Origin of the sequence: Streptomyces sp. NPDC046925, from assembly GCF_040644915.1 — a bacterium.
Lineage (GTDB): Bacteria > Actinomycetota > Actinomycetes > Streptomycetales > Streptomycetaceae > Streptomyces.
This window is the reverse complement of record NZ_JBEYWZ010000012.1, coordinates 94,824-116,925: the sequence shown is the minus strand read 5'-3', so window position 1 is coordinate 116,925 and position 22,102 is coordinate 94,824. Positions and strand designations below refer to the sequence as shown.

At 69.1% G+C, this 22,102-nt stretch carries 20 protein-coding genes and 5 tRNA genes; 10 read left to right on the top strand and 15 right to left on the bottom strand.

Features of this window, described 5'->3' with window-relative positions:
* Window positions 1–82: 82 nt before the first annotated feature.
* The 4 genes from ABZ906_RS35725 to leuC form a co-directional block, all read right to left on the bottom strand.
* Window positions 83–751, bottom strand: coding sequence for an HU family DNA-binding protein (locus ABZ906_RS35725; protein ID WP_361389960.1), 669 nt, complete (start codon window positions 749–751; stop codon window positions 83–85).
* Between the two features lie 173 nt (window positions 752–924).
* Window positions 925–1,161, bottom strand: coding sequence for a hypothetical protein (locus tag ABZ906_RS35720; protein ID WP_361194186.1), 237 nt, complete (start codon window positions 1,159–1,161; stop codon window positions 925–927).
* A 239-nt stretch (window positions 1,162–1,400) separates the two neighbouring features.
* Window positions 1,401–1,994: a 3-isopropylmalate dehydratase small subunit gene (leuD, locus tag ABZ906_RS35715; protein WP_361194189.1), complete on the bottom strand. Its 594-nt coding sequence runs from the start codon at window positions 1,992–1,994 to the stop codon at window positions 1,401–1,403.
* 5 nt (window positions 1,995–1,999) lie between these two features.
* The gene (leuC, locus tag ABZ906_RS35710; protein ID WP_361194192.1) at window positions 2,000–3,433 is read right to left on the bottom strand and encodes a 3-isopropylmalate dehydratase large subunit; all 1,434 of its coding nucleotides are present in this window, start codon (window positions 3,431–3,433) and stop codon (window positions 2,000–2,002) included.
* Window positions 3,434–3,612: 179 nt separating this feature from the next.
* On the opposite strand from leuC, the gene ndgR reads away from it, so the two are divergent.
* The gene (gene ndgR / locus ABZ906_RS35705) at window positions 3,613–4,332 is read left to right on the top strand and encodes an IclR family transcriptional regulator NdgR (protein ID WP_190084720.1); all 720 of its coding nucleotides are present in this window, start codon (window positions 3,613–3,615) and stop codon (window positions 4,330–4,332) included.
* 128 nt (window positions 4,333–4,460) lie between these two features.
* On the opposite strand, the gene ABZ906_RS35700 is transcribed toward ndgR, so the two are convergent.
* Entirely contained in the window at window positions 4,461–4,919 is a 459-nt protein-coding gene (locus ABZ906_RS35700; protein ID WP_361390120.1) for a DUF4188 domain-containing protein, read from the bottom strand.
* A 158-nt stretch (window positions 4,920–5,077) separates the two neighbouring features.
* On the opposite strand from ABZ906_RS35700, the gene ABZ906_RS35695 reads away from it, so the two are divergent.
* Window positions 5,078–5,734 (top strand): MerR family transcriptional regulator, encoded by a 657-nt coding sequence (locus tag ABZ906_RS35695; protein ID WP_361389958.1) that lies wholly within the window; start codon window positions 5,078–5,080, stop codon window positions 5,732–5,734.
* Window positions 5,735–5,784: 50 nt separating this feature from the next.
* Here the strand turns inward: ABZ906_RS35695 and ABZ906_RS35690 are convergent.
* The 9 genes from ABZ906_RS35690 to ABZ906_RS35650 all read right to left on the bottom strand — a co-directional run bounded on the left by ABZ906_RS35690 (window position 5,785) and on the right by ABZ906_RS35650 (window position 9,780).
* Window positions 5,785–5,857: transfer RNA gene (locus tag ABZ906_RS35690), tRNA-Glu, on the bottom strand.
* A 22-nt stretch (window positions 5,858–5,879) separates the two neighbouring features.
* Window positions 5,880–5,951: transfer RNA gene (locus tag ABZ906_RS35685), tRNA-Gln, on the bottom strand.
* Between the two features lie 28 nt (window positions 5,952–5,979).
* Window positions 5,980–6,052, bottom strand: a tRNA-Glu gene (locus ABZ906_RS35680).
* 62 nt (window positions 6,053–6,114) lie between these two features.
* A tRNA-Glu gene (locus ABZ906_RS35675) sits at window positions 6,115–6,187 on the bottom strand.
* Window positions 6,188–6,208: 21 nt separating this feature from the next.
* Window positions 6,209–6,280, bottom strand: a tRNA-Gln gene (locus ABZ906_RS35670).
* 89 nt (window positions 6,281–6,369) lie between these two features.
* The gene (locus ABZ906_RS35665) at window positions 6,370–7,095 is read right to left on the bottom strand and encodes an HAD family hydrolase (protein WP_361389956.1); all 726 of its coding nucleotides are present in this window, start codon (window positions 7,093–7,095) and stop codon (window positions 6,370–6,372) included.
* Between the two features lie 81 nt (window positions 7,096–7,176).
* The gene (gene gltX / locus ABZ906_RS35660) at window positions 7,177–8,658 is read right to left on the bottom strand and encodes a glutamate--tRNA ligase (protein ID WP_361389954.1); all 1,482 of its coding nucleotides are present in this window, start codon (window positions 8,656–8,658) and stop codon (window positions 7,177–7,179) included.
* Complete coding sequence (locus ABZ906_RS35655; protein ID WP_361389952.1) at window positions 8,651–9,439, bottom strand: fumarylacetoacetate hydrolase family protein; 789 nt, start codon at window positions 9,437–9,439, stop codon at window positions 8,651–8,653. The genes gltX and ABZ906_RS35655 overlap by 8 nt, the downstream gene beginning before the upstream one ends.
* A 140-nt stretch (window positions 9,440–9,579) precedes the next feature.
* Window positions 9,580–9,780 carry a hypothetical protein gene (locus ABZ906_RS35650; protein ID WP_361194208.1) on the bottom strand — a complete coding sequence of 67 codons (201 nt, stop codon included), beginning with the start codon at window positions 9,778–9,780 and terminating at the stop codon, window positions 9,580–9,582.
* 575 nt (window positions 9,781–10,355) lie between these two features.
* Between ABZ906_RS35650 and ABZ906_RS35645 the strand changes: the two genes are divergently transcribed.
* The 8 genes from ABZ906_RS35645 (at window position 10,356) to ABZ906_RS35610 (ending at window position 20,936) form a co-directional block, all read left to right on the top strand.
* Window positions 10,356–14,213 (top strand): nitrate- and nitrite sensing domain-containing protein, encoded by a 3,858-nt coding sequence (locus tag ABZ906_RS35645; protein ID WP_361389950.1) that lies wholly within the window; start codon window positions 10,356–10,358, stop codon window positions 14,211–14,213.
* The gene (locus tag ABZ906_RS35640; RefSeq protein WP_098244998.1) at window positions 14,214–14,633 is read left to right on the top strand and encodes a roadblock/LC7 domain-containing protein; all 420 of its coding nucleotides are present in this window, start codon (window positions 14,214–14,216) and stop codon (window positions 14,631–14,633) included.
* A 119-nt stretch (window positions 14,634–14,752) separates the two neighbouring features.
* Complete coding sequence (locus ABZ906_RS35635; protein WP_361194212.1) at window positions 14,753–15,154, top strand: DUF742 domain-containing protein; 402 nt, start codon at window positions 14,753–14,755, stop codon at window positions 15,152–15,154.
* The gene (locus ABZ906_RS35630; RefSeq protein ID WP_190084711.1) at window positions 15,135–15,719 is read left to right on the top strand and encodes an ATP/GTP-binding protein; all 585 of its coding nucleotides are present in this window, start codon (window positions 15,135–15,137) and stop codon (window positions 15,717–15,719) included. Before ABZ906_RS35635 ends, ABZ906_RS35630 begins: the two co-directional genes overlap by 20 nt.
* Window positions 15,720–16,164: 445 nt before the next feature.
* Window positions 16,165–19,254, top strand: coding sequence for a nitrate- and nitrite sensing domain-containing protein (locus ABZ906_RS35625; protein ID WP_361194215.1), 3,090 nt, complete (start codon window positions 16,165–16,167; stop codon window positions 19,252–19,254).
* A gap of 10 nt (window positions 19,255–19,264) precedes the next feature.
* Window positions 19,265–19,678 (top strand): roadblock/LC7 domain-containing protein, encoded by a 414-nt coding sequence (locus tag ABZ906_RS35620; protein ID WP_135330751.1) that lies wholly within the window; start codon window positions 19,265–19,267, stop codon window positions 19,676–19,678.
* 93 nt (window positions 19,679–19,771) lie between these two features.
* Window positions 19,772–20,371 (top strand): DUF742 domain-containing protein, encoded by a 600-nt coding sequence (locus tag ABZ906_RS35615; protein WP_361194216.1) that lies wholly within the window; start codon window positions 19,772–19,774, stop codon window positions 20,369–20,371.
* Window positions 20,352–20,936 carry an ATP/GTP-binding protein gene (locus ABZ906_RS35610; protein ID WP_190084708.1) on the top strand — a complete coding sequence of 195 codons (585 nt, stop codon included), beginning with the start codon at window positions 20,352–20,354 and terminating at the stop codon, window positions 20,934–20,936. Before ABZ906_RS35615 ends, ABZ906_RS35610 begins: the two co-directional genes overlap by 20 nt.
* Window positions 20,937–21,529: 593 nt before the next feature.
* Here ABZ906_RS35610 and ABZ906_RS35605 read toward each other — a convergent pair.
* Window positions 21,530–21,955: an ATP-binding protein gene (locus ABZ906_RS35605; protein WP_361194220.1), complete on the bottom strand. Its 426-nt coding sequence runs from the start codon at window positions 21,953–21,955 to the stop codon at window positions 21,530–21,532.
* Between the last annotated feature and the right edge of the window lie 147 nt (window positions 21,956–22,102).

Below are 22,102 nucleotides of genomic sequence, written 5' to 3'. Positions count from 1 at the left end.
CGCCTCCGTCCGGGCCCCGCACACGCCGCGGGCCGGGCTCCCAGTGGGGAGCCCGGCCCGGCGCGTGAGTACCCTCGTGCCCTTACTTCTTGCGGGCGGTCGCCTTCTTGGCGGTGGTCTTGCGCGCCGTCGACTTCTTGGCGGGAGCGGTCTTCTTGGCCGTGGCCTTCTTGGTGGCCGGCGCCGTCTTCTTGGCGGTGGCCTTCTTGGCGGCGGGAGCGGCCTTCTTGGCCGTGGCCGCCTTCTTGGCGGTCGCCGTGGTCTTCTTGGCGGTGGCCTTCTTGGCGGTTGCCGCCTTCTTCGCCGTCGCCGTGGTCTTCTTGGCGGTGGCCTTCTTGGCGGTCGCTGCCTTCTTCGCCGTCGCCTTCTTGGCGGTGGCCTTCTTGGCCGCGGCCTTCTTGACGGTGGCCGAGGCGCCGCCCGAAAGGCTGCCCTTGGGCGCCTTCTTGACCGCGACGTCGTTCTTCGGGAGCTTCTTCGAGCCGCTCACCAGGTCCTTGAAGCCCTGTCCGGCGCGGAAACGCGGAACCGAGGTCTTCTTGACCCGAACGCGCTCCCCGGTCTGCGGGTTGCGGGCGTAACGGGCCGGACGGTCAACCTTCTCGAACGAGCCGAACCCGGTGACCGAAACACGGTCTCCGCTGACCACGGCACGGACGACTGCGTCCAGAACCGCGTCCACGGCGTCGGCGGCCTGCTGGCGGCCACCCACCTTGTCGGCAATCGCTTCTACGAGCTGCGCCTTGTTCACGTCTTCCCCTTCGGAGACCTCGCCCGAGCGTATTCGCCAGGCTTTTTCGCACGTTAGGCAGATATATACCGCAAATCAAACACGAAACGGGCTAATCACCCTTGTGCCGCAACGAACTCGGCTGTCCATGAGTTCCTCGAAGGTTCCTCGAAGGGCCGTTTGAGCCTTGTGACTCAGGTGTCTTCGGGGAATCGGCCCTCGTCAGCTTGGTCGAGGTCCGCCATGAATCGCTCCAGACGCCTTGCCGCATCGGCGAGATCGTGTTTGGCCGCGGCCGTAATGACCAGCAGCTTCCGGGTCAGCGCCATCCGTACGCCCTCCGGGACTTGCAGTGCACGCACCCTTGAGTGCGCTTCCTTCAGTTGGTCCGCAACAAGCCCGTAGAGCTCGAGTTGGCTGTTACGTTCCATGCACCGATTGTGCCATCTGGGGCGAGTTGTCGCCTCCGCAGGGGGTAACTACCCACATCCGGCGCCCTCCTGAGGGTACCCGCTCGGAGCGAGTACAAGGGGATTTCAAGCCTCTTCTGCCGTCCGAATCAAGGGAGTTGAGACCACCCGTTCAGGTCATCGGGTACCCGTCCGGGGCCAGACACAGATGTACCCCCAACCGTCCACGATTGGGGGTACACCAGGGTCTTGCGGGGGTGTCAGACCTGCACCGTCCGGGGCTTGTACGAGCGTCGCTTCGACTCGTATTCGGCGATGTCCGGCTCGTTCTGGAGCGTGATGCTGATGTCGTCCAGACCGTTCAGGAGACGCCAGCGGGCGTTCTCGTCGAGCTCGAAGTCGGCGGTGATGCCCTCGGCGCGAACCTGGCGATCCTGCAGGTCAACGGTGATTTCGGCCTGCGGGTCGGCCTCAGAGAGCGCCCAGAGCGCGTCCACGACCTTCTGGTCGAGCACGACGGTCAGCAGGCCGTTCTTCAGCGAGTTGCCGCGGAAGATGTCGGCGAAGCGCGAGGAGATGACGGCCTTGAAGCCGTAGTTCTGCAGCGCCCACACGGCGTGCTCGCGCGAGGAGCCCGTACCGAAGTCGGGGCCGGCGACCAGGACCGTGGCGCCCTGGCGTTCGGGTTTGTTCAGGACGAACTCGCCGTCCTTGCGCCAGGCCTCGAAGAGCCCGTCCTCAAATCCGTCCCTGGTGACCTTCTTCAGCCAGTGGGCGGGGATGATCTGGTCGGTGTCGACGTTGCTGCGGCGCAGCGGGACGGCCCGGCCGGTGTGCGTGGTGAATGCTTCCATGGCTCTCAGACTCCGGCGGTGACGGGGGCGTCAGGGGCATCGGTCAGGTCGGCGGGCGACGACAAGTGGCCCGTCACCGCGGTGGCGGCGGCGACCTGCGGCGACACCAGGTGGGTGCGGCCGCCCTTGCCCTGCCTGCCCTCGAAGTTGCGGTTGGAGGTCGACGCGGAGCGCTCGCCCGGCGCCAGTTGGTCGGGGTTCATGCCCAGGCACATCGAGCAGCCCGCGTGCCGCCATTCGGCGCCCGCGGCGACGAAGACCTTGTCCAGGCCCTCCTCGATGGCCTGCAGGGCGACCCGGACCGAGCCGGGGACGATCAGCATGCGCACGCCGTCGGCGACCTTGCGGCCCTCGACAATGGCGGCTGCCGCCCGCAGGTCCTCGATACGGCCGTTGGTGCAGGAACCTACGAAGACGGTGTCGACCTTGATGTCGCGCAGCGCCTGCCCGGCGGTCAACCCCATGTATTCCAGGGCCTTTTCGGCGGCGAACCGCTCCGAGGCGTCTTCGTACGAAGCAGGATCGGGGACCTGCGCCGAGAGCGGCGCGCCCTGGCCCGGGTTGGTGCCCCAGGTGACGAACGGCGAGAGCTCGGCGGCGTTGATGTAGACCTCGGCGTCGAAGACCGCGTCCTCGTCCGTCTTCAGGGTCTTCCAGTACGCGACCGCGGCGTCCCACTCCTCGCCCTTCGGGGCGTGGTCGCGGCCCTCGATGTAGTCGAAGGTGGTGGCGTCGGGGGCGATCATGCCCGCGCGGGCGCCGGCCTCGATCGACATGTTGCAGATGGTCATGCGGGCTTCCATCGAGAGCTTCTCGATGGCGGAGCCGCGGTACTCCAGGACGTAGCCCTGGCCGCCGCCGGTGCCGATCTTGGCGATGATGGCGAGGATCAGGTCCTTGGCCGTGACGCCTTCGGGCAGTTCGCCGTCGACCGTGATGGCCATGGTCTTCGGGGGCGCCATCGGCAGCGTCTGGGTGGCCAGGACGTGCTCGACCTGGGAGGTGCCGATGCCGAACGCCAGCGCGCCGAAGGCGCCGTGCGTGGAGGTGTGCGAGTCGCCGCAGACCACGGTGGTGCCGGGCTGGGTCAGGCCCAGCTGGGGGCCCACCACGTGGACGACGCCCTGCTCGACGTCGCCCAGCGAGTGCAGCCGCACGCCGAACTCCGCGCAGTTCTTGCGCAGCGTCTCCAACTGGGCGCGCGAGACCGGGTCCGCGATCGGCTTGTCGATGTCGAGGGTCGGGGTGTTGTGATCCTCGGTGGCGATGGTGAGGTCGAGACGCCGCACGGGCCGGCCGGCCTGCCTGAGGCCGTCGAAGGCCTGCGGGCTCGTCACCTCGTGCAGCAGGTGCAGATCGATGAAGAGGAGGTCGGGCTCGCCTTCGGCGCGCCGGACGACGTGGTCGTCCCAGACCTTCTCCGCGAGTGTCCTACCCATCGCTTTCCCTCCGACCGGCTGTGTTGGGCCGGCCCAACTAGAGAATGTTCGTCCACGCCCGTACCCCTCGTGCCGTGCGTGGACCGCTTTCCGTTGGTCCGCGGATCGCACGTACAGGGTGACGTGTTCCATCGGAAATTGAACTTGCGTTTCACAGAGTGAGACGCGAGTATCGACGCATGGACAACTCTAGCGGCGTCGGCGTTCTCGACAAGGCGGCTCTCGTCTTGAGCGCCCTGGAGTCCGGTCCGGCCACCCTCGCGGGGCTGGTCGCGGCCACCGGACTCGCACGACCCACGGCACATCGCCTCGCCGTGGCACTGGAACACCACCGGATGGTGGCGCGCGACATGCAGGGCCGTTTCATTCTCGGCCCGCGGCTCGCGGAACTCGCGGCGGCGGCCGGCGAGGACCGCCTGCTCGCCACGGCGGGCCCGGTCCTCACGCACCTGCGCGACGTCACCGGCGAGAGCGCGCAGCTCTACCGCCGCCAGGGCGACATGCGCATCTGCGTCGCCGCGGCCGAGCGCCTCTCGGGCCTGCGGGACACGGTGCCCGTCGGCTCGACGCTCACCATGAAAGCGGGCTCGTCCGCGCAGATCCTGATGGCCTGGGAGGAGCCGGAGCGCCTGCACCGCGGCCTCCAGGGCGCCCGCTTCACGGCCACGGCCCTCTCGGGCGTACGCCGCCGGGGCTGGGCCCAGTCGATCGGCGAGCGGGAGCCGGGCGTCGCGTCCGTCTCCGCCCCCGTGCGCGGACCCTCGAACCGCGTGGTCGCCGCCGTCTCGGTCTCCGGACCGATCGAGCGCCTGACCCGGCACCCCGGCCGGATGCACGCGCAGGCCATCATCGACGCCGCCGGGCGCCTGTCCGAGGCCCTGCGCCGCACGGGCGGCTGACCCGCGACGCCCGCACCCAGCACTCAGAACGCCCGAGGGGCCGCCTCAACGCCGCGGCTGCCCCTCGGGCGTTTTCATGTGCCCTCTTACGCATCCCCCGTACGCACCCCCGTGCGCCTCCTGTGCCCTCAGGCCGCCTTGAGCCGGTCCGCGGCCCTGTCCCCCCGGCGGCCGACAGGGACCACGCCGATGGCCTTGCCCAGGCCGAACTCCGGCATGTTGATGTAGACGGCCTCATGGGCGCCGGCCGGCACGTCGTACGTCTCGTGCCAGAAGCCGACCTTCCCCTTGCCCTCCCGCAGCCGCCGGTTGAAGGCGGCCCAGGCGGGCCGGTGCTCCTTGCCCTGCTCGGACGCGTAGGCGAGCAGCTTCTGTGTCGACTCCCAGTACTGCACGACGTACAGCAGCCGCGGACCGCCCAACAGCAGCTGATACCCCAGCATGCCGCTCCCCCGGTCCACGGACAGCTCCTTGAGCATCCGCGGCATGGCACGGAAGACGGGCCACCAGCTGCGCACGGCGCGGAAGTTGTTGATGCGCATCCCGATGGTGAAGACGGTCACGCCGCCCTGCGCATCGGCGGTCATGCGCCCTTCGATCGGCTTGGTGCTCACGATGATTCCCCCATCCGGAGAGCCTTAGATAGTGGCACTATCCATGATTGGATAGTGCCACTCCCCAAGTGGATACGCAAGGGGGTAAGACGGCAGGACAGGCAAGAAGGAACAAGAGGAGAAGTGAGCCGATGAGACTGGCGGAGCTCAGCGCGCACAGCGGGGTCTCGACGGCCACGATCAAGTACTACCTGCGCGAGGGTCTGCTCCCGCCGGGCCACCGGGTGACGGCGACGCAGGCCGAGTACGACGAGACCCACCTGCGGCGACTGCGCCTGGTCCGGGCGCTCATCCAGGTGGGCCGGGTGCCGATCGCGTCCGCACGGGAAGTGCTCACGGCCCTCGAGGACGACTCGCTGGACCACAACTCCCGCTTGGGTACGGCCGTTTGGGCACTCCCCCACGGCCCCGAGGCCGCCGAGGACGACGCGCACACGCAGGCCGCGCGGCGCAGTGTCGACGCGCTCCTCGACCAACCGGACTGGGAGCACGCACGGGAGTACGGGGACGATGCGCCGGCGTACCGGATGCTGGTGACCGCGGTCGGCACGCTGTCCCGGCTCGGATATCCGTGCGCCGTCGAGGACTTGGCGCCCTACGCGCGCGCCGGTCGTCAACTTGCGGTGGCCGACCTGGACTTGATCGAGCGGTACGAATCGCCGGACGAGCAGTTGCAGGCGGCCGTCGCCCTGACCGTGCTCTATGAACCGGTGCTGCTCGCGCTGCGCCGTATCGCACAGGCCGAGGAGTCCAACCGCCGCTTCGGGCGGGGCGCCGAGGAGGAGTGAGGGAACGACGAAGGGGCCCTCCCTGACGGGAAGGCCCCTTCGGCTTTCTGTACCCCCGACCGGATTCGAACCGGCGCTACCGCCTTGAGAGGGCGGCGTGCTAGGCCGCTACACAACGGGGGCTAGCTTGTCCTGCTGTACTGCGCTGGGCTACCAGGACTCGAACCTAGAACAACGGAACCAGAAACCGTCGTGTTGCCAATTACACCATAGCCCACTGTGGTCTAGACCAGCTAGACCCTGCGTACCCCCGACCGGATTCGAACCGGCGCTACCGCCTTGAGAGGGCGGCGTGCTAGGCCGCTACACAACGGGGGCCCTAGCGATCCTGCATCGGTAGCAGTGGGTGCGACCCTGACTGCTTCCATGGGAAGGATCTGTACCCCCGACCGGATTCGAACCGGCGCTACCGCCTTGAGAGGGCGGCGTGCTAGGCCGCTACACAACGGGGGCGTTGCAGATAAGCTCTGCGAGCTGGCCTACCAGGACTCGAACCTAGACTAACGGAACCAGAAACCGTCGTGCTGCCAATTACACCATAGGCCATCGATACGCAACCCCTTCAAGGGGTTTTGCTTCGATTTACGTCTCCCTGTCCGGACCTTTCGGCCTTCTCGGGCGGCGCAGGAAGAACATTACCCGAAGGTGGACGGCGCTCCAAAACGGGTATCGCCGCGGAGCAGCGGGGGCAGCTCGGTGAGCCGCGAGATGCGGTGCACGCCCGACGGACCTTCCTGGACCGCGCTGTTGCGGTCGAGCCAGATCCCGAGAAGGCCCGCGTCCCGCGCGCCTCGTGCATCGATCTCCGGCTGGTCCCCGACGTAGGCGACCTCCTCGGGCCGCAGGTCCATCGCCGTGCACACCGCGAGGAAGGCCTCCGCCGCGGGCTTGGAGACGCCGAGTTCGGCGGCGCACAGGACGGACTCGAAGCGGTCGCGTACGCCGAGGACGCGCAGCTTGCGCTCCTGGACGGTCAGGGCGGAGTTGGACAGGACCGCGTGACGATAGTCACCGGCGAGGGTGTCCAGTACGGGGACGGTGTCGGGGAAGAGCTTCCACGCGGATTCGTAGTGGACGAGATAGCGCGCGAACCAGGCGTCCGCCTCCTCGTCGGTCAGCACGGCGTCCAGGAACTCGCGTACGCGGTCACGCCGCTGCGCCTCGAACTCGATCCCCCCGGCACTGAAGCGGGCCCAGTGCCGCTCGGTGACCTCTTTCCACAGCACGAGGGCGCGCTCGGCGGTCTCGTACCGCTCGATGATCCCTTCGGCGGTGAGATGGGCGTGCATGCCCGCGGTGTCGGCGTGCGCGTAATCGAAGATCGTGTCGTCTACGTCCCAGACCACGGCTTTGATCGGCATGGTTCGAACGTACGGGAAGGGCCCGGTTGCCGTCGTGGCTTCCGGGCCCTTCGTTGCGTACGAGGTTGCGTACGGGAGTGCTTACGCGGCCAGCTTCGCCAGGGCCGCGTCGATGCGGGCCAGCGACTTCTCCTTGCCCAGGATCTCCAGGGACTCGAAGAGGGGCAGGCCGACCGTGCGGCCGGTGACGGCGACGCGGACCGGGGCCTGGGCCTTGCCGAGCTTCAGGCCGTGCTCCTCGCCGGCGGCCAGGACGGCCTCCTTGAGGGACTCGGGGGACGTCCAGTCGGCGGCGTCGAGCTTGGCGCGGGCCGTCGTCAGGAGCGCGGCCGGGTCACCCTTGCCCATGGCCTTGGTCCAGGACGCCTCGTCCTCGACGGGCTCGTCCAGGAACAGGAAGTCCACGTTCTCCGTGATCTCGGAGAGGACCTTGATCCGGGTCTGGGCGTGGGGGGCGATGGCCTCCCAGGCCGCCTGGTCGAAGGCCTCGGGGGCCCAGTTGGCGTGCGGGGCCTTGAGCCAGGGCTCGCAGGCCGCCGCGAACGCCTTCACGTCCAGCATCCGGATGTGGTCGGCGTTGATCGCCTCGGCCTTCTTCAGGTCGAAGCGGGCCGGGTTGGCGTTCACGTCCGCGAGGTCGAACTTGGCGACCATCTCGGGGATCGTGAAGACGTCCTGGTCCGCGGAGAACGACCAGCCCAGGAGGGACAGGTAGTTCAGCAGGCCCTCGGGGAGGAAGCCGCGCTCGCGGTAGAGGTTCAGGGACGCCTGGGGGTCGCGCTTGCTCAGCTTCTTGTTGCCCTCGCCCATGACGTACGGGAGGTGGCCGAAGGCCGGGATCTCCTTGGCGACGCCCAGGTCGGCGAGCGCCTTGTAGAGGGCGATCTGCCGCGGGGTCGAGGAGAGCAGGTCCTCGCCGCGCAGGACGTGGGTGATCTCCATCAGGGCGTCGTCGACGGGGTTCACCAGCGTGTAGAGCGGTGCTCCGTTGGCGCGCACGATGCCGTAGTCCGGGAGGTTCTCCGGCTGGACGGTGATCTCGCCGCGGACCAGGTCCGTGAAGGTGATCGCCTCGTCGGGCATGCGGAAGCGGACGATGGGCTTGCGGCCCTCCGTCTCGTACGCGGCGCGCTGCTCGGTGGTCAGGTCGCGGCAGTGGCCGTCGTAACCGGACGGCTTGCCGGCGGCGCGGGCGGCCTCGCGGCGGGCGTCCAGCTCCTCCGTGGAGCAGTAGCAGTAGTACGCACGCCCGGCGTCCAGGAGCTTGGCGGCGACGTCCTGGTAGATGTCCATGCGCTGCGACTGGCGGTACGGCGCGTGCGGGCCGCCGACCTCGGGGCCCTCGTCCCAGTCGAAGCCCAGCCAGCGCATCGCTTCGAGCAGCTGCTCGTACGACTCCTCGGAGTCGCGGGCCGCGTCGGTGTCCTCGATGCGGAAGACCAGGGAGCCCTCGTTGTGCCGGGCGTAGGCCCAGTTGAAGAGAGCGGTGCGGACCAGACCCACGTGGGGGTTGCCGGTCGGCGAGGGACAGAACCGTACGCGTACGGGAGTCGCGTTAGCCACGCTTGATCACCTTGTTGGTGAGAGTGCCGATGCCTTCGATGGTGACGGCGACCTCGTCGCCGACGTTGAGGGGGCCGACCCCTGCCGGGGTGCCCGTGAGGATGACGTCGCCGGGGAGCAGCGTCATGGCCTCGGAGATGTGCACGATCAGGTCCTCGATGGAGCGGACCATCTCGGTCGTACGACCCAGCTGGCGCTGTTCTCCGTTGACCGTGCACTGGATGGTGAGGTCGGAGGGGTCCAGGTCGGTCTCCACCCAGGGGCCGAGCGGGCAGGAGGAGTCGAAGCCCTTGGCCCTGGCCCACTGCTTCTCGCGCTGCTGCACGTCACGCGCGGTGACGTCGTTCGCGCAGGTGTAGCCGAGGATGACGTCGCGGGCGCGCTCGCGCGGGACCTCGCGGCACATACGGCCGATGACCACGGCGAGCTCGGCCTCGTAGTGCACCTCCTGCGAGAAGGAGGGGTACGCGATGGAGTCGCCGGGGCCGATCACCGAGGTGGAGGGCTTGAAGAAGGCCACCGGGATGTCGGGGACCTCGTTGCCGAGCTCCGCGGCGTGGTCGGCGTAGTTGCGGCCGATGCCCACGACCTTGTTGGGGAGCACCGGGGGCAGCAGCCTGACCTTGCTCATCGGGACCTTCGTACCGGAGAGCTCGAAGTCCGCGAACGGGATGCCCTTGATGATGTCGAGGACGAGCCCGTCGGTCGTTCCGGGGGGACTTTCGCCCTCGACCGCGCCGAAGGCGACGTTGCCGTCGATGGAGAACCTGGCGATGCGCAAGAGCGGTGCCCTTTGCTGGAGGGAGAGTCTGGACACCCCAGGCTAACGTGGCGTCGCGAGGCCGGGCCTCCCGCGACCCCGTGGCTCCGTCCCTCGTCAATCGCGCCGCGCGCTCGTCCTCGGACGCCGGACGGGCCGAGTCACACCCCGGCCGGGGTGAACTCCTCCGGCGCGTCCATCAGGATCGTGCGCTTCGGGTTGGCCGTCACCGTCGGCAGTTCCAGTGCGTGGTCCGGCTGCTCGGCGGCCGGGGCGACCTCTTGCGCGTCCGTGAGGTGGGCGAGGGTGGTGCGGCGCGGGTTGGCTATGTTGCGGAACATCGCCGACTTCACAGTCTTCATCTGCTGTTCGGATCCTGTCGGTTGAGGCGCCCTGCTGCGGGCGCTGGTTGTCGGATTCGCCATCCCTGTAAAGCGTCAGGCTAAACATCCAATTCCCGGCCAAAGCTTTGGGGAGGCCTTGATCTTGATGTGAGTTTGCTCACGAGCGAGCGGGCAAATGGGTCAATTCAGGCCCGTGAAGGCCTTGTTGGAATCGGACATTGCGCCACTGAAGCCATCATTCCGCTCCCGATCATGAAGACTGGGACACCAGCAGCGCGTAGCTTTCTTGGGCGCAATAGACCGATTTACCCTGGATAACTTTCTACGTCTCGTGACCCGCCCCTCACGCCGCGTCACGGACGTCGCGACGCGACACACGGGCCTTGTTGGAGATCCTGCACTGTGCTGGAATTCCCGGGACCGCCGCGGGATCGAACCGGCGCGCAGGGGCGCAACGCAGCGCCGAGTGGCGGCGGGAAAGGGGAGCCAGCGCCGGTCACTCACGACCACCATGGGGCGTTCTGCGCCCCACGACGCCGACACCGTCCCGCCGTTTGTGCGGAGGGACGCCTGGTCCAGAGGTTGCGACGCTAGTGCAGGGACGTTTCAAGAGGGATGGCAGCAGCGCTGCGGCAGAGCCGGAGCGCGGCGGGACCGACCGCGGCTCCTCGGCCCAGCACGCCCAGAACCCCGGGCAGGCACCCGGCGACGGCGGCCCCAGTGCCGTGCGCGGTCCGGGCGGCGGCACGAGCCTGCCCACGGCCACCACGCCGACGGGCGGTACGACGGGCACCGCCAAATCGCCCACCGGGCCCGGCTCCCGAATAGCCCTGCGCAACTGGCGCATCTCCACCCGACTCGTCTCGCTGCTCGCGCTCCCCGTGATCACCGCGACCTCGCTCGGTGCTCTTCGTATCAATGAGTCGATGGACGAGATCCAGCAGCTCAACAACATGAAGATGCTGACCGACATGACCAAGCGGGCCACCGAGCTGGCCTCCGCGCTCCAGGAGGAGCGCGACCGCTCGGCAGGACCCCTCGCGCACGGCGCGAAGTCGTCGGACTACGTGGTCAAGGGCTCCCGGCAGAAGACCGACCGCGCGTACAACCGTTTCCTCCAGGAGACGCAGGAGCTCGACAACACCGACAACGACAAGGGCCTCCTGGGCGTCCGCGCGAACACGGTCGACATCACCCAGCAGCTCCAGAAGATCAGCGACGTGCGCCAGAAGGCGTACAGCGACACGAAGTCGACGTCGCAGACGATCGACGCCTACAGCCAGCTCATCGAGCAGCTGCTCACCCTGTCCTCGGACATGGCGCAGGCGACCAGTAACCCGGACATGATCCAGCGCACCCGCGCCCTGTCGGCCTTCTCCTCCGCCAAGGAGTACGCCTCGGTGCAGCGGGCCGTGATCGCCGCCTCGCTTCCCGCGGGCGACAGCACGTTCGGTTCGATCTCCGAGACCGACCGGCGCTACGGCTTCGCCGCGCTCGACAAGGAGAACTCCGAGCTGGATGCCTTCAAGGGCATCTACGCGGGCAACCCCGACGAGCTGACCAAGCCGATCGACGGCGGCAACTCGTCCATCGAGGGCGCCAACTCCTACGCGAAGCGGGTGCTGAGCCAGGAAGGCGGCATCAAGCTCCAGGACAAGCGCTCGTACAAGGACTGGGTGGACGCCGACACCACCAAGATCGACGCGATGTCCAAGATCGAGCTCACGCTGCTCAACGAGATGGAGCAGAAGGCCCGCGAGCTGCGCAACGAGTCCGAGCAGGCCGCCATCCTCAACGGTGCGCTGATCCTGCTCGTCCTCGGTGTCTCGCTCGTCGGCGCCTTCGTCGTGGCCCGGTCCATGATCCGCTCGCTGCGGCGCCTCCAGGACACCGCGACCAAGGTCGCCCAGGACCGGCTGCCCGAGCTCGTCAAGCAGCTCTCCGAGGCCGACCCGCAGGACGTCGACACCTCCGTCGAGTCCGTCGGTGTGCACTCCAGGGACGAGATCGGCCAGGTGGCCGCGGCCTTCGACGACGTGCACCGCGAGGCCGTCCGCCTCGCCGCCGAGCAGGCGCTTCTGCGAGGCAACGTCAACGCGATGTTCACCAACCTCTCGCGCCGTTCGCAGGGCCTCATCCAGCGCCAGCTCTCGCTCATCTCCGAGCTGGAGTCGCGCGAGGCCGACCCGGACCAGCTGTCCTCGCTCTTCAAGCTCGACCACCTCGCGACCCGCATGCGCCGTAACGGCGAGAACCTCCTCGTTCTCGCCGGTGAAGAGCCCGGCCGCCGGTGGACCCGGCCCGTGCCGCTCGTCGACGTGCTGCGTGCCGCCGCGTCCGAGGTGGAGCAGTACGAGCGCATCGAGCTCTCCGCCGTGCCGACGACCGAGGTCGCCGGACGCGTGGTCAACGACCTCGTGCACCTGCTCGCCGAGCTCCTGGAGAACGCGACGTCGTTCTCCTCGCCGCAGACCAAGGTCAAGGTCACCGGTCACGCGCTGCCCGACGGGCGTGTACTGATCGAGATCCACGACACGGGCATCGGCCTGTCCCCCGAGGACCTCGCCGCGATCAACGAGCGGCTCGCCTCGCCGCCCACCGTGGACGTCTCGGTCTCGCGCCGCATGGGTCTGTTCGTGGTCGGCCGTCTGTCGCAGCGCCACGGCATCCGCATCCAGCTCCGTCCTTCGGACTCCGGCGGTACGACCGCGCTCGTCATGCTGCCCATCGACGTCGCCCAGGGCGGCAAGAAGGCGCCGAACAAGCCCGGTACGCCCGGCCCCGGCCAGAGCGGCGGCCCCGTCGCCGCGCAGGCCTCCGCGGGTGCGGCCGCCGCGCGCCGCGGTGTCGGTGCGGGCAGCGGTGCGCCCGGCTCGGCTCCGGCGGGTTCCGCGGGCCGGCTCGGTGCGGGTCCGCCCCGTGGTCAGGTCACGGGATCGGGGCCGCGGGCCGCGCTGCCGTCGCGTGACGCGGGGCCGCGTGCCGGTTCGCCGGCCGGTCCGGCCGGGCCTTCGGGTCAGCAGCCTCCCCGGCAGGGGCCGCCCGGACAGGGCGCCGGTGCCGCGGGCAGTTCCGGCGGCAGCCTCTTCGGGGCCGCGCCGAGCGCGAGCCGCGGTCAGGGTTCCGCGCCGCAGCCTCCCGTGCCCCAGCAGCGTACGAACCCGGTGAACCCGGCCGCCGGTCCCGCGAACCCGGCAGCCAACCCCTCCGCGGGCAACGCCGGGGACCAGGGGCGCCGCCCGCAGCTGCCGCCGCGCGGTGGCCCGCGTGCCGAGCTTCCCGGTGGCAACCCGCAGCCCCGCGTGCCCAGTTGGAGCGACGAGAACGCGCAGCCGCAGGTCTCGCGCGAGCCGTTCGACACCCCGCGCGGGCACGAGGAGCCGGAGACCACGGGGCAGTTCCCGCAGCACCCCGCGGCCGACGCCGGTATCCAGGGCCCCGGTTCGACCGCCGAGTTCGCGCGGCCGGACTTCAACGGTCCGCCGCCCGGCACGGGTGCGCCGCAGTACACCGGGCAGCAGGGTCCGGGCCAGGGCGGCCAGCAGGGCACCGGGCAGTACGTACGCCCGGACGTCTTCGGCGGCCAGAGCGGCCAGGGCGGTCAGGGCGGTCAGGCCAACCAGGGCGTCCACGGCAACCAGGCCGGCCCCGGCAGCCAGGACACCTCCTCCGGCACGGGCCAGTTCCAGCGCCCCGGCACCAGCGCCCCCGGCTACAACAACGAGGCGCCCGGGCGCGGTCAGGGTCCCGGCCAGGGTCAAGGCCAGGGCCAGGGCAACCAGCTCGGCATCCCGCCGGTGCCGCCGCAGGCCTCGCAGCCGCAGCAGCCCCAGCAGCCGTCCCAGCCGGAGGGCCTGCCGCCCGCCGGTCCCGGTGACGGCCGCACCCCGCTGTTCGACACGCTGGAGACCAACTGGTTCCAGCAGCAACAGCAGCAGGGCTACCAGGACCCGCAGGGCGGCGACCGCTCTCCCGAGCAGCAGCAGCCCCAGCAGCCTCAGCGCCCCCAGCGCCCGCAGCCGTCGTCGCCCCTCCCGTCGCGGCCCCGGGCCCAGCAGCCGCAGAACCCGGCCGCGCCCCAGCGTCCGGCCCAGCCGCCCGCTCCCGTGTCCAACGGAACCGGCGGCGGCAACAACATCAATGGCGTCACCAACGGCAGCGCCGCCACCTGGCGCACCTCGCCCAACGACGAGCTGGGCCGCCAGGCCGAGCGCGTCCGGCAGCCGTCCGCCGGTGGCGTCACCACATCCGGCCTGCCGCGCCGCGTCCCGCGAGCCAACCTCGTCGCGGGCACCGCTCAGCAGCAGCAGGACAGCACAGGTCCGCAGGTCTCGCGTGCGCCCGATGACGTGCGCGGCCGGCTGACGAATCTCCGTCGGGGCATCCAGCAGGGTCGGCAGGCCGGTACCGGCCAGACCGGCAGCTTCCCCACTCACCAGCAGGAGCGTTAGTTGAGTCCGAGCCAGGCGGCACAGAATCTGAACTGGTTGATCACGAACTTCGTGGACAACACCCCCGGGGTGTCCCACACGGTCGTGGTCTCCGCCGACGGCCTCCTTCTGGCGATGTCCGAGGGCTTCCCGCGTGACCGCGCCGACCAGTTGGCCGCGGTGGCGTCGGGTCTGACCTCCCTCACCGCCGGAGCCTCCCGGATCTTCGAGGGCGGCGCCGTCACCCAGACCGTGGTGGAGATGGAGCGGGGGTTCCTCTTCCTCATGTCGGTCTCCGACGGTTCGTCCCTGGCCGTGCTCGCACACCCCGAGTGCGACATCGGCCTCGTCGGATACGAGATGGCGCTCCTCGTCGACCGTGCGGGCGCCGTCCTCACCCCGGACCTCCGCGCCGAACTGCAGGGCAGCCTGTTGCACTGACTTTTCTCATCGGCCGCCCCACCGACCGAACGTACTGACCACCGTCCGGCCACCCTGGTGCCCCCCACCGGCTCTATCAGACGGCACGCAGACCACCTGCTGTCCCGCCCGGAGGATCCATGACCCCGCCCAACGCCTCTCACGACCCGTACGGCTCCGCGTCGTACGGCATTGAAGGCGACCAGCCGCTGGTGCGTCCTTATGCGATGACCGGCGGCCGGACCAGGCCCCGCTACCAGCTCGCGATAGAGGCGCTGGTGAGCACGACGGCCGACCCGGCGCAGCTGATGGGGCTGCTCCCCGAGCACCAGCGCATCTGCCACCTGTGCCGCGAGGTCAAGTCGGTGGCCGAGGTGTCGGCGCTCCTCTCCATGCCGCTCGGCGTGGCCCGGATCCTCGTGGCCGACCTGGCGGAAGCCGGGCTCGTCGCCATTCACCAGCCCGGCGGCGACGAGAACGCCGGCGGTCAGCCTGACGTGACACTGCTCGAAAGGGTGCTCAGTGGACTTCGCAAGCTCTAGCAGCGGAGCGCCGGCTCGCTCCACCACCAGCGCGAAGATCGTGGTGGCGGGCGGCTTCGGCGTGGGCAAGACGACGTTCGTGGGCGCGGTCTCCGAGATCAACCCGCTGCGCACCGAGGCCGTCATGACGTCCGCGTCCGCGGGCATCGACGACCTCACCCACACCGGGGACAAGACGACGACGACCGTCGCCATGGACTTCGGCCGCATCACCCTGGACCAGGACCTGATCCTGTACCTCTTCGGTACGCCGGGTCAGGACCGCTTCTGGTTCATGTGGGACGACCTCGTACGCGGCGCGATCGGCGCCGTCGTGCTCGTGGACACCCGCCGTCTCGCCGACTGCTTTCCGGCCGTCGACTACTTCGAGAACAGCGGCCTGCCCTTCGTCATCGCGCTCAACGGATTCGACGGCCACCAGCCGTACACCCCCGATGAAGTGCGCGAAGCTCTCCAGATCGGCCCCAACACGCCGATCATCACGACCGACGCGCGACACCGTGCGGACGCAAAGAGCGGCCTGATCACGCTGGTCGAGCACGCACTTATGGCACGACTCAAGTAGACGAGGGAGTACGGCAGTTGCCGTAGATTCAACAGAGCGGCCTGTGTCCTTTGACACGGACGTCCGCTCTGTTCATAACGTTTCGACAGAGAATTAACCGCGCGCCGACACGCGTCGCGGTCATCCGGTGTCGCTGCGCGCACGAGAGCCCCGCCTTTTGGCGGGGCTCGCTCTTTTTGACCGTTTTATCTGAGGCTTACACCACTCGGAACAAGCGCTTCTCACTGTTTGGTAGAGGACCGCCTGACGTGCTGGAATGCGCTGAACTGCCCAGTAGCACGGGCCTTGGAGACGACAGCGGGACCGATACAGGTCCCGCCGCCGAGAGGTTGTTGGTCGAGTGAGGCGAAGCAAGACGAGCCCCGCACCGCCGCAGACGCGGGACACGCGGGGCAACTTCACCCCGCCGCCGCGCACAGCGGCGTCCCCCGCCGATGTGCAGGGCATGGAAACGCCGGCGCCCTCCGGCGGCAGAATGTCCCCGCGCAACTGGCGCGTGCCGACCCGCCTGAACGCGATTCTCCTCATACCCGTGCTCGTCGGCCTCGTCATGGGCGGCTTCCAGGTCAAGGCGTCGATCGACACCTGGAGCGAAGCCCAGGACGCCGAGAACACGGCCCGCCTCGTGCAGGCCTCGCTGAACTACGGCAACCGCCTCATCGAGGAGCGCGACCTCTCCGCCGCTCCCCTCCTTCGCGGCAAGAAGAACGACCCGGTCGTCGTGAAGGCCCGCAAGGCCACCGACGAGGCGAAGACCGAGTTCGACGCCGCCGCCGAGAACATGCCGCAGAAGGAAGGCCTCAAGCGCCGCCTCGACGGCTTCCACAAGGTGGAGCCCGGTCTGCAGTCCCTGCGTGCGGCCGCCTACACCTCCAAGCTCTCCGGCGCGCAGACCGAAGAGGGCTACGTAGCCATCCAGCACCCCCTGATGGAGTTCGCCAACGAACTCGGTCTGGGCACCGGAAACATCACCAGCTACGGCCGCACCGTCTACGCGATCTCGCTGACCAAGGCCGCGCTCTCCCTCGAGCGCTCCATCGGTACGCACCTCCTGGTCAAGCCCGGCCCCACCGCCTCCAGCCTCGCCAAGCAGCGCGTGGCCCTCTCCTCGTACGCCTACCTCGAAGGCATCGCCATCGAGGAGTACACGGGCGGCGGCACCCCCGAGGACGTCGCCAAGCTCGAAGCCGCGAAGAAGAAGCTGAAGGCCGACGGCGAGAAGCAGGCCAAGCAGGCCGCGGCCGCCGCGAAGGCCAAGGGCGAGACGTTCGTGCCGCCGCCGGCGCCCGAGGCGATGGTCGCCGCCATGGCGCAGCTGGAGAGCACGCAGCCCAGCGCCCGGGTCGCCCTCGCGGGCAAGGGCATCACCCCCGAGACCTGGTGGGCCACCACCTCCGCCAAGTTCGACGCGTACCGCACCATCGAGTCGGACCTCGCCGACAAGGCCGTGAGCGAGGCGTCGGACATCGCCGCCAACGCCCAGCGCACCGCGTACATCAACGGCGCCATCGTCGTGATCGCGCTCCTGGCCGCCTTCATCCTCGCCGGGCTCATGGCCCGCCAGATGTCGCGCTCGATGCGCCAGCTGCGCACCGCCGCCTTCGGCATCGCCGAGCAGCGCCTGCCGATGCTGGTCGACCAGCTCTCGCGCACCGACCCCGGCCGGGTCGACACGCGCGTGCAGCCCATCCCGATCAACTCCACGGACGAGATCGGCGAGGTCGCCCGCGCCTTCGACCAGGTGCACCGCGAGGCCGTCCGGCTCGCCGCCGAGCAGGCACTGCTCCGCGGCAACATCAACGCGATCTTCACCAACCTCTCGCGCCGCAACCAGTCCCTGATCGAGGGCCAGCTGACCCTCATCACCGACCTGGAGAACAACGAGGCCGACCCGGACCAGCTGGAGAGCCTCTTCCGCCTGGACCACCTGGCCACCCGTATGCGACGCAACGGCGAGAACCTCCTGGTCCTCTCCGGCGAGGAGCCCGGCCGCCGCTGGGACCAGCCGGTCCCGCTGGTCGACGTCCTGCGCGCCGCCTCCTCCGAGGTGGAGCAGTACGAGCGCATCGAGCTCTCCGGTGTCCCCGAGGCCGAGATCCACGGCCTCGCCGTCACCGACCTCGTCCACCTGCTCGCCGAGCTCCTGGAGAACGCCACCACGTTCTCCTCGCCGCAGACCAAGGTCCGCGTCACCGCGACCCGTCTTCCTGACGGCCGCATCATGGTCGAGATCCACGACAAGGGCATCGGCCTCACCGCCGAGGACTTCGCGGACATCAACCACAAGCTGGCCAACCCGCCGACGGTGGACGCCGCGATCTCGCAGCGCATGGGCCTGTTCGTGGTCGGCCGCCTCTCCGACCGGCACGGCATCCGCGTCCAGCTGCGCCCCTCGGGCGAGCAGGCCGGCACGACCTCGCTCGTCATGCTCCCCGACGGGATCACGCACGGCGGTGGCGGCGGCGAAAGCCAGCTGCCCGAGTCCGAGTTCACGGTCTCCTCGATCATGGCGGAGCAGCAGACCCCCGAGCAGCCGGCCTTCCACCACGAGCCGATGCGCACGGCGGCCGAGCTCGGCTTCGACGACAGCCGCTACAACGGCGACGCCGCCGATTCGCCGGACCTCGACCCGGTGGGCCGCTCGCTGATGCGCGAGGAGCGGCGTGCCGCTCTGGAGGCGCAGGCGCAGTCCCCCGACGGCCGTCCGCTCTTCCGCGACGAGATGGACGCGCGGCCCGGCTTCGACCAGCAGGGCGGCTACGACCCCTCGTACGAACAGCAGTCCCCGACGTACGACGAGTACGGTCAGGGCCAGGCCATGCAACCGGCGTACGACGACCCGTACTACCCGGCGCGGGACGGTTACCAGGACGCCCCCTATGCGGAAGCCGGTCAGGACGACCAGGCCGCTCGCGGCGGTGCCGTCTCCGAGCCGTTCACGGCTTACCCCGACCGCTCCCACCAGGACGACTGGCCGACGCGCGGCGGATTCGACGACAACTCGGGTGCGTATCAGGCCGAGTACTCTCCGGAACCGGAATCTGGTCCGGCGGCTCCCGCGAACGGTGCCGAACGCGTAGGCTTCGACCGTCCCGGACCGGCTCCGTCCGCGGTCCACGACACCACCGCAGCGGGTCTTCCGCGCCGCGGCGGCGGCAGCGGTGCGGCCTCCAACGGCAACGCTCCGGCGGCCCCGGCGGAGGACGCGTTCGGAAACAACGACAGCGGCTGGCGTACGTCGAACGACGACCGCTGGCAGCGCGCCGAATCGCTGAAGGAGCCCAAGGCGGGTGGGGTCACCCCGTCGGGTCTCCCGAAGCGGGTGCCCAAGGCCAATCTGGTCGAGGGCACGGCGGAACAGACCCCACAGGGAGGCCCTCAGGTCTCCCGCGACCCCGAGGACGTGCGGGGTCGGCTGAGCAACCTGCGCCGCGGCGTCCAGCGGGGACGCAACGCAGGCAGTGACACCACGAATGGCCAGGACACCGGTAATCACCGCGGTGGGCCTGACAGCACCTACAACCAGGAGCGTTAGTGTGAGCCCGATGAGCCAGGCGGCGCAGAATCTGAACTGGTTGATCACGAACTTCGTGGACAACACCCCCGGGGTGTCCCACACGGTGGTGGTCTCCGCCGACGGACTCCTTCTGGCGATGTCCGAAGGCTTCCCCCGCGACCGGGCCGACCAGCTCGCGGCCGTCGCGTCCGGTCTGACCTCCCTCACCGCCGGGGCCTCCCGGATCTTCGAGGGCGGTTCCGTGACCCAGACCGTTGTGGAGATGGAGCGAGGATTCCTCTTCCTTATGTCCATCTCCGACGGCTCTTCCCTGGCCGTCCTTGCACACCCTGATGCGGACATCGGTCTCATTGGGTACGAAATGGCGCTTCTTGTCGACCGCGCCGGCACCGTACTCACCCCCGACCTGCGCGCGGAGCTGCAGGGGAGCCTTCTCAACTAGTAGACGTACGGTGCGTTTTCGCGTCCCGTGGCCGTAAGGTTTCGGGACGCGGCTCCAGAATGATGGTGCCCGGCACAGTCGGAGGAGGAGTACGTGGCAGGTTCAGGAACACCCCCGGACGGTTCGTCATCGGCCAACTGGTCGCCTGGTCACGGCCAGGGTCAGGGGCCGCACGAAGGGGCGCCGAACCGGTACAACTTCCCCTCCGCGCCCAGCCAGCACCGCAGGCCTTATCAGCAGCCGCAGCAGCCGGGCCCCCGCCAGAGCCCGTACGAGCAGCCTCAAACCCCCAGGATCCAGCCAGTGCAACCACAGCGACGCGCCCCCGAACCGGCGCCCGCGGGTGCTGCGAGCAACCCCCTGGTGCGTCCGTACGCCATGACGGGCGGCCGTACCAGGCCCCGCTACCAGCTCGCCATCGAGGCGCTGGTGCACACCACCGCCCAGCCGCACCAGCTCCAGGGCCAGTTGCCGGAGCATCAGCGGATCTGCAATCTGTGCCGGGAGATCAAGTCAGTCGCTGAGATCTCGGCACTTCTCTCCATTCCCCTCGGCGTCGCCCGAATCCTCGTAGCCGACCTGGCGGAGGCCGGACTTGTCGCCATCCATCAGCCGGGCGGCGACGAGACCGCCGGCGGCCAGCCAGACGTGACACTGCTCGAAAGGGTGCTCAGTGGACTTCGCAAGCTCTAGCGGCGGAGCAACAGCCCGCTCCACCACTTCCGCGAAAATCGTGGTGGCGGGCGGCTTCGGCGTGGGCAAGACCACGTTCGTCGGGGCGGTCTCTGAGATCAACCCGCTGCGCACCGAGGCCGTCATGACGTCCGCGTCCGCGGGCATCGACGACCTCACCCACACCGGGGACAAGACCACCACCACGGTGGCCATGGACTTCGGCCGCATCACCCTGGACCAGGACCTGATCCTGTACCTCTTCGGTACGCCGGGTCAGGACCGCTTCTGGTTCATGTGGGACGACCTCGTACGCGGCGCGATCGGCGCGGTGGTACTGGTCGACACGAGGAGGCTCGCCGACTGCTTCCCCGCCGTCGACTACTTCGAGAACTCCGGACTGCCGTTCGTCATCGCCCTCAACGGCTTCGACGGCCATCAGCCGTACACGCCGGACGAGGTCCGCGAGGCGCTGCAGATCGGTCCGGACACCCCGATCATCACCACCGACGCGCGGCACCGGGCCGACGCGAAGAGCGGGCTGATCACGCTCGTGGAGCACGCGCTCATGGCGCGGCTGCGGTAACAGCCCCGCACACGTTCACCGTTCGCCCCCGCCGGCTCCTGCCGGCGGGGGCGAACTGCTGTGTGGACGGGCTCAGATTCTGGCCTGTCGCCTTGCGTAACATCTTTGGCCAAAACACATGCCTGCCGCTGTGATGTTTTCGATGGCACTCTCGCTGGAGAGAGAGGCAGGTTCGCGCGACCACTCCTGCCCTCCTTTCGACGACGGACCGAGCAGGAAGCGGAGCCCCCACATGCGCCTGCCCCACTCAGGCGGAAGCCGGAGCCAGTTCCGGAACAGTTGTGCCGACCGGGCCCGCGCCGGCCCCTGACGGCGACGGGGCCGGGTCGCTATCCGGTCAATCGGGCCGCAGGGCACCTTCTGTGCGGCGGTACAACGGACACAGGCGCGAGAACGGCCGCAGGAGAGCGCCAGGGGCTCCGTCAGGCCCCGGGGTGACCCCGGAGAGTCCCGGAGCGTACCCGGAGAGTCAGAGAGGCCCGTGAGGGCCCGGAGAGACCGCACGAGAGAGGAGAGTCATGCCGTTATACAGACGCAGACGCCGGCCGACGCATCGCGTCCGACCGACGTCTTACCCCCCACCACCGGCCTCGTCAGCCGAAACCAGGCACCTTCAGCTCCGCCCAGACCATCTTGCCGCCGAGCGTCGGTTCGACCCCGACGTCGGTGGACAGAGCCGCGACGAGAAACAGTCCACGCCCACTGACCTGGAACGGGTCCGGGGGCTCGGTGGGCACCACCGGAAGCTCGGTGGAGGTATCCGTCACCTCCAGGCGCACACCCTCGGCGCCCGTGCGACGGACGGCGAACTCGAACGACGAGCGCGTGCAGTGCCGCACATTGCTGCACAGCTCGGTGGCCACGAAGGCGCAGTCGTCTACCAGCGCCTCCAGGCCCCAACTGCGCAGGCAGGCGCCGACGATCCGGCGTATCTGCTCCAGGCAGTGCGGGTCGTACTCCATGCGGACCTCGCAGGATCTGCTGATCACTACGAGCTCTTCCGCGGACGTGTTCGGCATTGCCCCTCCGGCACCGCTGTAGGTGTCAACTCAACCGAGAACAAAGGACGTTGGACTCGCATCATGTCGAGGCATCTATCACCTAGGCAAGTATTACTCGCTGTTCACATCCCTCAAAGGGGCTGGGACAGATGACAGTTGTCTGGC